This is a genomic window from Rhodoferax sp., from assembly GCF_028689295.1.
Taxonomy (GTDB): Bacteria; Pseudomonadota; Gammaproteobacteria; order Burkholderiales; family Burkholderiaceae_C; genus Rhodoferax.
Map to the genome: position 1 here is coordinate 35,807 of NZ_JAQTWL010000014.1, position 12,078 is coordinate 47,884.

Sequence of the window (12,078 nt, forward strand, 5' to 3'; positions counted from 1 at the left end):
CCGTCAGTTGCCGAGTCCAGCCGCTCGATCCAGGTTTTTCGGCCGCATGACCAGGATGCTTCCGAACGACTGCAAACCAACAACCTCTTCGAGCGCCATGCCGCTGCGCTCAAGCAGCGATTTCCATTGCGCCAGCGTCCGTTCCCGGCCCCGCGTACCCATGAACATTTGCATGTCAAACGAAGCGCTGGCGAGATCGGCGCCTACCTCCGGGAGCACCATCTCCATGACCGCGATTCGCGCACCGCTGCCGCCACTGGCACGGGCCAGATTGGCCAGGGCCTTGATGCAGGTTTCATCGTCGAAGCCGTGCAGCACGGCGCAGAGCAGGTAGATGTCGCTTCCGTTGCGCGCCGGGGGAATGGATGACAGCAAATCACCCGTCTGAAAGCACAACCGTTCTGCGCCAGTGGCATGGTGGGCGGACCAATAGCTCTGCGCTTCAGCGATCACTTGGGCACGGTCAACCACCAGTGCTGTCATATGGGGATGGAGCTTCAATATGGCCAGCGACTTCGTGCCGCGGGAACCACCGATGTCAATAATCCGCCCAAACCGGCCCCAGTCGAAATCGGTGGCAAAGCTATCGCCCGTCAGGGCCTCCACGCTGTCCATGGCTTCGGAAAACAGCTTGTCAAAATCGGCGTGGTGGTCCATGTAGTCAAACAACTCATCGCCATGGCACAGGCGAAAGGGAGGCACGCCTTCGCGCACACCGCGCTCCAACTGCTCGAACCAGGGTCGGCTCATGGTCTCGGAGTTGTGCATGAGGATCATGGCGCGCACGTTCTTCGGCTTGTCGGTTCGCAGGAAATTAGAGAGCTTGTTATTGCGATAAACCTGTGGCGCAGTCTCCTCGAAGACGCCCATGGCGGCCAGCATGCGCAGCAACCTTGCCGTGGCATCGGCAGCGGTGGCAATGCGTGCTGCGATGATTTTGGCATCGAGTGTTTCATCGCCGAGCACGGTGGCAATATCGAGCCGCGCAGCCACATGGAGCACCCGCGATTGCCAGAACATTGAGCCGATCTGCATCAGCCGAAAAGGTGGCGGCGTGAGTTTGTTGGGCAGGGCCTGCAACCAGGCATTGAACTTCATGAGCTTGGCAAAGCGGCCAACGGCACCGGCGTTTTTCTGCAGCTGCATCTGTATCACTCCTGTTGGATCAAGCGCTTCGCGAGCATTCGCGCTCCAGCAATCTTATGCCGCCTATGCAGCAAATGGCGAGAATAAAAGCCAAGCACCGCCTGTGGATATTTTATTAACATCACGCGTTATCAACGTCTGGCGTTAACATTCAGGCATGGCGATCAAAAGTTTTCAATGCAAAGACACGCAGGCACTTTTTCTGGGGCAGCGTGTCCGGCGGTGGGTCCATGTCGAGCGATCGGCTTTGCGCAAATTGGAGCAACTTGACTGGTCTTCGGTTTTGGAGGATTTGCGGATTCCCCCCGGCAATCACTTGGAAGCATTGAGGGGAAATCGCGCCGGGCAGCACAGCATTCGTGTGAACGATCAATGGCGTGTGTGCTTCGTCTGGACTGAAGATGGCCCGAAAAACGTTGAGATTGTGGACTACCACTGAAGGAGATTGACTATGCGAACTGTTCCCCCTGTTTCCCCCGGTGAAATGCTGGATGAAGAGTTTTTGAAGCCGCTGGGCCTCACCAAGTACCGCCTGGCCAAAGACATTGGGGTGCCGCCACAGCGCATTGGTGACATTGTGGCGGGCAAACGCGCGATTACCGCTGACACTGACCTGCGCTTGTGTCGGTACTTTGGGCTCAGCGATGGCTGGTGGCTTCGCGGCCAAGCCAACTACGATACAGCGGTCGCGCGCGAGGCCATGGGTGAAGCCCTTTCCCATATTTCCCGTTGCCAGTTGCTGGCTGCCTGAGTCGCCCGGTCAATTTACGTCAGTGAGTTCTTTATGTTCATTCCTCAACGAGTCAAATTAGTCGAAGTCGGCCCCCGTGACGGCCTGCAAAACGAGAAGAGCCTGGTGCCGGCCGCCGTCAAGATCGAGCTGGTGCACCGGCTGCAAGCCGCTGGCCTGACAGAGATCGAGGTCACCAGTTTTGTCAGCCCCAAGTGGGTGCCGCAGATGGCGGACAACGCCGAGGTGATGGCAGGCATCAACCGACTGCCCGGTGTGCGCTATTCGGTGCTGACGCCCAACCTCAAGGGTTTTCAGGCCGCACTGGCTTCAAAGCCCGACGAAATCGTGGTGTTTGCTGCCGCCAGCGAGGCCTTCAGCCAGAAAAACATCAACTGCAGCATCGCCGAGAGCATTGATCGCTTTGCCCCGGTGGTGGCGGCTGCGCGCGACGCGGGTATTTACGTGCGTGGTGCCATGAGCTGCACGGTGGGTTGTCCGTACGAGGGCGACATTGCGCCCGAGCGGGTGGGCTACCTGGCCGGGCTGATGAAGGGCATCGGCGTGCAGCATGTGGGGGTGGCCGACACCATTGGCGTGGGCAGGCCGCTCAAGGTGCAGCGCGCGGTGGAAGCCACGCTCAAGCACTTCGACCTCAACGACATTTCGGGCCACTTTCACGACACCTACGGGCAGGCGCTGGCCAACACGTTGATCTGCCTGCAAATGGGCGTCTGGCAGTTCGACACCTCGGTGGCCGGGCTGGGCGGCTGCCCCTATGCCAAGGGCGCCACCGGCAACGTGGCGACTGAGGACGTGGTGTACCTGCTGCACGGCATGGGCATTGAGACCGGCATCGACCTGGACTTGCTGATTGATGCCGGCCAGTTCATCAGTGACTTTCTGGGCCGGGCGACCAACTCGCGCGCGGGCAAGGCGCTGTTCACCAAGCGGCAAGCCTGATGTGCGGTGCTGAACTCAAACCCTTGCCCGAAGGCATGCAGCGGGTGGCGCGCGCCTTGCAGGACAAGGGCCACCCGCACCCGCCCGTGCTGCTTGACGACGCCGCGCGCACTGCGCAGCAGGCCGCCGATGCGCTGGGTGTGGCGCTGGGGCAAATTGCCAAAAGCATCATCTTCAAGCGCAAGCCCGATGCGGCAGCCGTGCTGGTGATCACCTCGGGCGACCGCCGTGTGGACGAAGCCAAGGTGCAGGCGCTGGTCTGTGTGGACGGGCAAAAGCTCGGGCGTGCCGATGCGGAATTTGTCAAGGCGAGCACGGGTTTTTCCATTGGCGGTGTTTCGCCGGTGGGGCATGCGGTGGCGCCTGTCACCCTGATTGACCGCGACCTGCTGCGTTTTGACGAAATCTGGGCGGCCGCCGGGCATCCGCATGGTGTCTTCAAGTTGCAGCCGGCAGACCTGGTGCATCTGACCGGTGCCCCCGTGGTGGATGTGACGACAGGAGAAATCCCTTGAGTCCCGACCCAAAAGCCATGAAATTTCTGGCCGCCAGCGCCAGGCACATCCGCGCCAGCGAGCAAAGCTTTGCACAGACGGTGCCATCGCCCTGCTTGTCGGTGTGCCAGATGGATGAAGCCACTGGCTTGTGCCAGGGCTGCTTCCGAACCCTGGACGAAATTGGCCAGTGGGGCAATGCCGATGACGCATTCAAGCGTGTCGTCTGGACCCGAATCGAGGCGCGCCTGACCGAGTTCGAATCATGAAGCACATCACTTTTTACCTGGATTTCATCTCGCCCTACGCTTATCTGGCGTTCGAGCAATTGCCCGAGGCGCTGATGGACCACAGCACCAGCGTGACTTACAAGCCGGTGCTGTTTGGCGCCTTGCTGAAGCACCACGGGCAACTGGGTCCGGCCGAAATCGCGGGCAAGCGCGAGTGGACTTACCGCCAGGTGCTGTGGCTGGCGCATCAGCACGGGCTTGAGTTGCAGTTGCCGGCCACGCACCCGTTCAACCCGCTGGCTTTGTTGCGGCTGGCGCTGGCCTGCGGTGCGACAGAGCAGCCCAACCGTTATGTCTGTGAAACCTTGTTTCGCCACGTCTGGCAGGGTGGTCTGGAAGCCGCTGACCCGGTGCGCTTGCAGACGCTTACCGAGCACTTGAAGCTGGCACGCCCGCCAGACAGCGACGAAGTCAAGACCCGGCTCAAGGCCAACACTGCCGAGGCGATTGCGCAGGGTGTGTTTGGTGTGCCCACCTTCGAGGTCGATGGCAAATTGTTCTGGGGGCTCGATGCCTTGCCCATGTTGCGAGCTTATCTGGCGGGCGATGCGTGGTTTGAGGGCGCGTGGGACGCGGCGGCAGCCATTGCGCCGGGGGTGTCTCGCGCTTAAGCCCCTTTGAGCGGGTTTGGCGGGCGGACATCCCTAGAATGTTTGCCTCACAAATCGGAAAGCCTTCATGTCACAGGGAACCATCCGCATTCGCGGTGCGCGCCAGCACAACCTCAAGAATCTCGATCTGGACATTCGCACGGGTGAGCTGACCGTGGTGACCGGCCCGAGCGGCTCGGGAAAGTCCAGCCTGGTGTTCGACACCCTGTTCGCCGAAGGCCAGCGCCGTTACGTGGAGACCTTCAGCGCCTATGCGCGCCAGTTTCTGGACCGCATGGACAAGCCGGCCGTGGACAAGGTGGAGGGTGTGCCGCCCGCGATTGCCATCGACCAGACCAACCCGGTGCGCTCCAGCCGCTCCACCGTGGGCACGATGACCGAGCTCAACGACCATTTGAAGCTGCTGTTTGCCCGCGCCGGTTCCTTGTTCGACCGGGTCACGGCCCAGCCGGTGCGCCACGACACCCCTGAGACCATATATGCCGAACTGCAACAGCGCGTGGGCAACAGCGACGCGCGCCTGGCCATCACGTTCCCGGTGGAGTTGCCCGCCAATGCCACGCCGGCCGAGGTCGAACAGTGGCTGTCGGTGAGTGGCTTCACCAAGGTGCAGGCCGAGCGCGAAGTGGAAGTCGAGGTCAGCACGACAGTCGACAAAAAGAAAGCCGGCAAAACTGCCGCCGAGCCGATCTCAAAGCGCAAAGTGCTCGACGTGGTGGCGGACCGCTTCCGGCTGGATAATGCCGAGCGCGCCCGTGTGCTGGAGGCCATTGAAGTGGCGCTCAAACACGGTAGCGGTCGCATGACGGTGTACCTGCTGGATGTGCCGGCGGATGCATCGGAGCCCGTCATCTGGAAGTTTTCGACCGGCCTGCATTGCCCGGAGAGCAACCTGCGCTACACCGATCCAATTGCGTCGATGTTTTCCTTTAATTCGGCAGTGGGCGCCTGCAACACCTGCCGCGGCTTCGGCCGGGTTATCGGGGTTGATTACGGCTTGGTGATTCCAAACGACAAGCTCACCTTGCGCGCCGGGGCCATCAAACCGATACAAACACCGGCTTGGTCAGAGGCGCAGGACGATCTGATGCGCCATGCCGAAGCGGAGGGCATTCCGCGCGACACGCCGTGGAACAAGCTGTCACCCGAGCAGCAGCACTGGGTGATTCACGGTTCACCGCACTGGAAGGGCAAGTGGAACCAGCACTGGTTTGGCGTCAAGCGTTTTTTCGAATACCTGGAAACCAAGTCCTACAAGATGCACATCCGGGTGCTGCTGTCCAAGTACCGTAGCTACACGCAGTGCCCGGATTGTGGCGGCGCCAGGCTGAAAACCGAGAGCCTGCTGTGGCGCATTGGCTCCAAGGTCGATGCCGATGCCGTGCTGGCGCCATCACAACGCTTCATGCCGCAGGGTGTGCGCTGGACCCGCGATCAGCTCGAAGCGCTGCCGGGCTTGTGCCTGCATGATTTGATGCAGTTGCCGATGGACAAGCTGCGGCAGTTCTTTGCCCGGCTGTTCGACAGGGAACAGCCTTCGTCGCGAGGGCGCGACTCCTACAAATTGCCGGCCATCTCACTCCCTGTAGGAGCGGTGCCCTCGCCGCGAATGGATGCCCCTCGGGGCCAGCAGCAAGCGCTGAAGCTGCTGTTCGAGGAAATCAGCACCCGCCTCAAATACCTGTGCGAGGTGGGCATTGGCTACCTCACGCTGGACCGGCAAAGCCGCACCCTCAGTGGCGGCGAGGTGCAGCGCATCAACCTCACCACGGCGCTGGGCACGTCGCTGGTCAACACCCTGTTTGTGCTCGACGAGCCCAGCATCGGCCTGCACCCGCGCGACATGCACCGCATCATCAAAGCCATGCAGCGCCTGCGCGACGCCGGCAACACGCTGGTGGTGGTGGAGCATGACCCGGCCGTGATGCTGGCCGCCGACCGCATGATCGACATGGGACCCGGCCCTGGCGAGCGTGGTGGCCAGATTGTGTTTGATGGCAGCACCGCCGATTTGCGCAACGCGGACACCCTCACCGGCGCGTACCTGGGCGGGCGCAAGACCGTGGGCATGGGCTTCAAGCGCCTGGTGGCCGCCAGCACGCCACGGTTGTTGCTGGAAGGCGCCAGTGACCACAACCTGAAGAACGTCACCGTCGAAATTCCGCTGCAGCGCCTGGTCTGTGTCACCGGCGTCAGTGGTTCCGGCAAGTCCACTTTGATCCAGGACACGCTGGCCCCGGCGCTGTTGCGCCACTTCGGCAAGGCCACCGAGACGCCGGGCGCCTTTGAGCGCCTGCTGGGCGCCGAGCAGATCAGCGACGTGGTGTTTGTGGACCAGTCCCCCATCGGCAAAACGGCACGCTCGAACCCGGTGAGTTATGTCGGTGCCTGGGACGCCATCCGCGAGATTTTTGCCAACGCGCCGCTGTCCAGGCAGCGGGGCTACACCGCCACCAAATTCAGCTTCAACAACGGCGACGGCCGCTGTCCCACCTGCGGCGGCTCGGGCTTTGAGCATGTGGAAATGCAGTTCTTGAGCGATGTTTACCTGCGCTGCCCGGATTGCGACGGCAAGCGCTACCGGCCGGAAATTCTTGAAATTACCATTGAGCGTGAGGATCGAACGGTTGTCATTGCGAGCGAAGCGCGGCAATCCATGCCACCGCAATCCATGGATCGCCACGCTGCGCTCGCGATGACGGAGCCCGTTCGGGCCATGCGCCACCTCAACGTGGCCGACGTCCTCAATCTGACCGTCAGCGAAGCCGCTGCGCTGTTCAAGGCCGACCGTGACGTGTTGCGGGCGCTGCAACCCATCATGGACGTCGGTCTGGACTACGTCAAACTGGGCCAGCCGGTGCCCACGCTCAGTGGTGGCGAAGCGCAGCGCCTCAAGCTCGCCGGTTTCCTTGCTGAAGCCGCCAAAAGCGCCAGTGCCAGCCGCCAGCCCACGGCCAGGCGCGGCGTGCTGTTCATGTTCGACGAGCCCACCACCGGGCTGCACTTTGACGACATTGCCAAACTCATGCGGGCGCTGCGCAAGCTGCAGGATGCGGGGCATTCGCTGCTGGTGATCGAGCACAACCTGGACGTGATTCGTGCCTCGGACTGGCTGATTGACCTGGGCCCCGAAGGCGGCGACGCCGGGGGTGAGGTGGTGGCGTTTGGCACGCCCGAAGAGGTGATGCTGCACGCCAGCTCGCACACCGCGCTGGCGCTGCGCGACTACGCCGCGCAAATGGGCGTGGTGCATGAGGTGCGGGATGTTGAGAACCATTGGCGTCAAAGTCCCCTGGATTCTGTTTCGTCATCGCGAGGAGCGCAGCGACGCGGCGAACCAGGAAGTCATGGATTGCCGCGCTTCGCTCGCAATGACGGACCAGCGGCCAGCCATGGGAATGCCGACAGCATCCAGATCATCAATGCGCGCGAGCACAACCTCAAGTCCTTGAGCGTCAACATTCCACGCGGCAAGTTCACCGTGGTCACGGGGGTCTCGGGTTCGGGCAAATCCACCCTGGCGTTCGACATCCTGTTCAACGAAGGCCAGCGCCGTTATCTGGAGTCGCTCAACGCCTATGCGCGGTCGATCGTGCAGCCGGCGGGTCGGCCCGAGGTCGATGCGGTGTACGGCATTCCGCCCACGGTGGCGATCGAGCAGCGCCTGAGCCGGGGTGGGCGCAAATCGACGGTGGGCACCACCACCGAGGTCTGGCACTTCTTGCGGCTGCTGTTCGTCAAGCTCGGCACCCAGCATTGCATTCATGACGGCACGCCGGTGGCGCCGCAAACGCCTGAGAAGATTGCGGCTCAGTTGATGAAGAATTTCCGCGGCCAGCACATCGGCCTGCTGGCACCGTTGGTGATGAACCGCAAAGGCGTTTACACCGAACTGGCCGATTGGGCACGGCCGCGCGGCTTCACCCATTTGCGGGTCGATGGCAACTTTTTGCCGACCACCAACTTCCCGCGCCTGGACCGATTCAAGGAGCACACCATCGAGCTGCCGGTGTTCAGCCTCGATGTGTTGCCGGAACGGGAAGCGGAGTTGCGCGAGGCGCTGGCCCGGGCCTTGCAGCATGGCAAGGGTGTGGTGCATGTGCTGAGCGACCTGGCGGGCTTGAGCGAAGCCATGCAGGCGGGCACGCCCACGGCGGGCATTGGCAAGTTGAGTGTTTTTTCCACCCTGCGCGCCTGCCCGGTCTGCAGCACCAGTTATGCCGAGCTTGATCCGCGGCTGTTCAGTTACAACAGCAAACACGGCTGGTGCCCGGACTGCGTGGGCACCGGTGTCAAGCTCACGCGCGAGCAGCGCAAGGTGTTTGACGACTCGGTGCGCGATGACGACAACAAGGGCCGTGAGCAGACCTTTGCCGAGCCCGAGGTGGAAGACCTGGTCGATGCCGTGTGCCCGACCTGCCAGGGGACCCGGCTCAACGCGACGGCAAGGGCGGTGAAGTTTGGTGCTGGTGACGTCATTGCGAGGAGCGAAGCGACGCGGCAATCCATGCAGTATGGGGCCATGGATCGCCACGCTGCGCTCGCGATGACCTTGCCAAAACCGGCCAATGTCGCGGGAGTTGCCATCACCGAGCTCGCGCGCCTGAGCGTGAGCGACCTGCGCGGCTGGGTCGAAACACTGCAAACTATGGGCCGCCTGAGCGGGCGCGAGAGCGACATCGCGCGCGACCTGATCCCCGAGATCAAGGGACGTCTCGAATTTCTGGAGCAGGTGGGCCTGGGCTACCTGACGCTGGACCGGGGCGCGCCAACCTTGAGCGGCGGCGAGGCACAGCGCATCCGCCTCGCGGCGCAACTGGGCAGCAATTTGCAGGGTGTGTGTTATGTGCTCGACGAGCCCACCATCGGCCTGCACGCGCGCGACAACCAGATCCTGCTGGGTGCCTTGCAGACCTTGAGCGACCAGGGCAACACGCTGGTGGTGGTGGAGCACGACGTGGACACCATCCGCCACGCCGACCACATCATCGACATTGGCCCCAGCGCCGGCAAACGCGGCGGGCGCCTGGTGGCCGAAGGCGCGGTGGCGGACATTCAGGGCGCTGCCGACTCACAAACCGGCCGCTATTTGCTGCACGCGATGCGGCACCCACTTAAACCACGACGGATGGTCTTGACGACCAGCGTTGCAGTGAATTTGGGGTCGGATCCCAATTTCGTCCCACCGTCATCGAGAGCGGCGAAAGCTTTATCGAAATTGGGCTCTGACCCCAATTTCACGGACCACCAAGAACAGCGCTGGATCACTGTCACCGGTGCTACCCTGCACAACCTGCAAAACGTCACCGCCAGGATTCCTTTAAGCCGCCTGGTCGCCATCACCGGCGTCAGCGGCTCGGGCAAGTCCACGCTGGCGCGCGACGTGTTGCTGTCCAACGTGCACGCCGCCGTGCAAAAACGCAGCACCAAGGCCGGCCGCGATGCGTTGGCCGCGGGTGAAACCATCGCCTGGGTCGGCTGCGCCGACGTCACCGGCTTTGAGGCGGTGGACCGCGTGTTGGAAGTCGACCAAACCCCCATCGGCAAAACGCCGCGTTCATGTCCCGCCACTTACATCGGTTTTTGGGACACCATCCGCAAGCTCTTTGCCGACACGCTGGAAGCCAGAGCGCGGGGTTATGCCGCGAACCGTTTCAGCTTCAACACCGGCGAAGGCCGTTGCCCGGGTTGCGAAGGGCAGGGCATTCGCACCATCGCCATGAGCTTCCTGCCTGATGTGAAAGTGTTGTGCGAAACCTGCAAGGGCGCGCGCTTCAACCCCGAGACCCAGGCGGTGACCTGGCGCGGCAAAAACATCGGTGATGTGCTGCAGATGGAAGTCGACGAAGCCGTGGATTTTTTTGCCGCCATGCCGGTCATTTCCCATCCGCTCCAATTGCTGAAAGACGTGGGCCTGGGCTACCTGACACTGGGCCAGCCGTCACCCACCTTGAGTGGTGGCGAGGCGCAACGCATCAAGCTGGTGACCGAATTGAGCAAGGTGCGCGACGACATCACCCGGCGCGGCCAGAAGGCACCCCACACGCTGTACGTGCTGGACGAGCCCACAGTGGGGCTGCACATGGCCGATGTGGAAAAGCTCATCAAGGTGCTGCACCGCCTGGTCGATGGCGGTCACAGCGTGGTGGTGATCGAGCACGACCTGGATGTGATTGCCGAGGCGGATTGGGTGCTGGACCTCGGGCCGGAGGGCGGCAACGCGGGTGGCTGCGTGGTGGCAGCGGGCTCGCCCGAAGCCGTGGTGGCGCTGGGCACGCACACCGGGGTGGCATTGAAAGGCGTACTGGCGCGTTAACACATTAGCCCGTTAGCCGGGTTGCGGCAGGATTACCCGCCCGACTCCAGCTCGAACGCATTGTTCTGGTCTTGCGCCAGCACCTGCGCCACCTGTTTCAACGTTTCCTTCAAGGCGCTTTTCAGCGTGTGCGGCGGGTTGATGACAAGCATGCCACTGGCGGGCAGGCCCGGGCGGATGACGTCCCCCTCGTCGTTGGTGAGCAGCTTGCTGGACTTGACCGTGAGCGTGGCGTTGAGCCACGGTTTGCCGGCTTTGGTCGCCAGCGTCTTGAGCTTGCGCGGCAGCTGGTGCGCTTCGGGGCGCGGGATGATCGGGTACCAGATGGCATAGGTGCCGGTAGAAAACCGCACCATCGCATCGGCCACCATATCGACCACGCGGCTGTAGTCGTTCTTGATTTCATAACTCGGGTCGCACAGCACCAGGGCGCGGCGCGAGGGTGGTGGCAGGAATTTCTTGATGCCTTCAAACCCGTCCTCGCGCAGCACGGCCACCTGTCGCCCTACATCGAGTTGGGCGATGTTGGAGGACAGGGTTTTGGTATCGGTGGGATGAATTTCAAACAGTTTGAGCTTGTCGCGCTCGCGCAGCAGGCGCTGGATGATGAAGGGCGAGCCCGGATACACCTTGTGGCTGCCCGGCGTGTTGAAGCTGGCAACCGTCTCCAGGTAGTCTTGCAGCGCGGGGGTGGGTGTGATGCTGGCGAGCTTCTCGATCAGGCGCAAATAGCCTTCACCGGCTTCGCCACTGGTGCTGGCGTAGTCGCCATCGAGGCGGTACAAACCGGCGCCGGCATGGGTGTCGAATACGGTGAAAGCCGTGTCCTTGAGCGCCATGTGGCGCAGGATGGCCAGCAGCGTGGTGTGCTTGAGAACATCGGCATGGTTGCCGGCATGAAAGGCGTGGCGATAACTGAACATGCACCAATGTTAACCGCGAGGCGCCAGGAACTTTGTATAATGCCCGGCTTCGCAGCGCTTTTGTGGCTCCGCGGCGAAGCTTGAAACCCTACCTAAGAGATTCCCATCAGAGGAACGCCGACCGTAGAAAAGAGCCCGCCAAACCCTCCTTTAATAAAGAGAAATCTCATGTCAACTTTCAGCGCAAAACCCGCTGAGGTCGTGCACGAGTGGTTTGTGATTGACGCGACCGACAAGGTCCTCGGACGAGTAGCCAGCGAAGTTGCTCTCCGTTTGCGCGGCAAACACAAGGCCATTTACACGCCTCACGTCGATACCGGCGACTTCATCATCGTCACCAACGCAGCCCAGTTGCGCGTGACCGGTGCCAAGTCGCTGGACAAAATTTACTACAGCCATTCGGGTTATCCGGGTGGCATCAGTTCCACCAACTTCCGTGACATGCAAGCCAAATTCCCCGGCCGCGCTTTGGAAAAAGCCGTCAAGGGCATGCTGCCCAAGGGGCCGCTTGGCTACGCCATGATCAAGAAGCTCAAGGTGTACGGTGGTGCAGAGCACCCGCACACTGCCCAGCAACCCAAAGTGTTGGTACTTTAAGGAGCTCT

At 62.1% G+C, this 12,078-nt stretch carries 10 protein-coding genes; 8 read left to right on the forward strand and 2 right to left on the reverse strand.

From position 1 onward, the window contains the following. Positions 1 to 3: 3 nt before the first annotated feature. Positions 4 to 1,146 carry a methyltransferase gene (locus tag PHF15_RS12220; protein ID WP_300121463.1) on the reverse strand — a complete coding sequence of 381 codons (1,143 nt, stop codon included), beginning with the start codon at positions 1,144 to 1,146 and terminating at the stop codon, positions 4 to 6. A 157-nt stretch (positions 1,147 to 1,303) separates the two neighbouring features. Between PHF15_RS12220 and PHF15_RS12225 the strand changes: the two genes are divergently transcribed. From PHF15_RS12225 to PHF15_RS12255, 7 genes are all read left to right on the forward strand, one after another. Next, positions 1,304 to 1,585 (forward strand): type II toxin-antitoxin system RelE/ParE family toxin, encoded by a 282-nt coding sequence (locus PHF15_RS12225; RefSeq protein WP_300121464.1) that lies wholly within the window; start codon positions 1,304 to 1,306, stop codon positions 1,583 to 1,585. Positions 1,586 to 1,597: 12 nt separating this feature from the next. Then, positions 1,598 to 1,897 carry a HigA family addiction module antitoxin gene (locus tag PHF15_RS12230; RefSeq protein WP_300121465.1) on the forward strand — a complete coding sequence of 100 codons (300 nt, stop codon included), beginning with the start codon at positions 1,598 to 1,600 and terminating at the stop codon, positions 1,895 to 1,897. A 33-nt stretch (positions 1,898 to 1,930) separates the two neighbouring features. Further along, on the forward strand, positions 1,931 to 2,839 hold the full coding sequence (locus PHF15_RS12235; RefSeq protein WP_300121466.1) for a hydroxymethylglutaryl-CoA lyase: 909 nt from the start codon (positions 1,931 to 1,933) through the stop codon (positions 2,837 to 2,839). After that, positions 2,839 to 3,354, forward strand: a complete 516-nt coding sequence (locus tag PHF15_RS12240) for a YbaK/EbsC family protein (RefSeq protein WP_300121468.1) — start codon at positions 2,839 to 2,841, stop codon at positions 3,352 to 3,354. The genes PHF15_RS12235 and PHF15_RS12240 overlap by 1 nt, the downstream gene beginning before the upstream one ends. Beyond that, complete coding sequence (locus PHF15_RS17010) at positions 3,351 to 3,602, forward strand: DUF1289 domain-containing protein (protein ID WP_366520615.1); 252 nt, start codon at positions 3,351 to 3,353, stop codon at positions 3,600 to 3,602. Before PHF15_RS12240 ends, PHF15_RS17010 begins: the two co-directional genes overlap by 4 nt. Continuing rightward, positions 3,599 to 4,234, forward strand: a complete 636-nt coding sequence (locus PHF15_RS12250; RefSeq protein ID WP_300121469.1) for a 2-hydroxychromene-2-carboxylate isomerase — start codon at positions 3,599 to 3,601, stop codon at positions 4,232 to 4,234. Before PHF15_RS17010 ends, PHF15_RS12250 begins: the two co-directional genes overlap by 4 nt. Positions 4,235 to 4,301: 67 nt before the next feature. After that, positions 4,302 to 10,550, forward strand: coding sequence for an excinuclease ABC subunit UvrA (locus tag PHF15_RS12255; RefSeq protein ID WP_300121470.1), 6,249 nt, complete (start codon positions 4,302 to 4,304; stop codon positions 10,548 to 10,550). A gap of 32 nt (positions 10,551 to 10,582) precedes the next feature. Here PHF15_RS12255 and rlmJ read toward each other — a convergent pair whose 3' ends face one another. After that, positions 10,583 to 11,473: a 23S rRNA (adenine(2030)-N(6))-methyltransferase RlmJ gene (gene rlmJ / locus PHF15_RS12260; protein WP_300121471.1), complete on the reverse strand. Its 891-nt coding sequence runs from the start codon at positions 11,471 to 11,473 to the stop codon at positions 10,583 to 10,585. A gap of 168 nt (positions 11,474 to 11,641) precedes the next feature. On the opposite strand from rlmJ, the gene rplM reads away from it, so the two are divergent. Next, entirely contained in the window at positions 11,642 to 12,070 is a 429-nt protein-coding gene (gene rplM, locus PHF15_RS12265; protein ID WP_296492998.1) for a 50S ribosomal protein L13, read from the forward strand. Positions 12,071 to 12,078 lie beyond the last annotated feature (8 nt).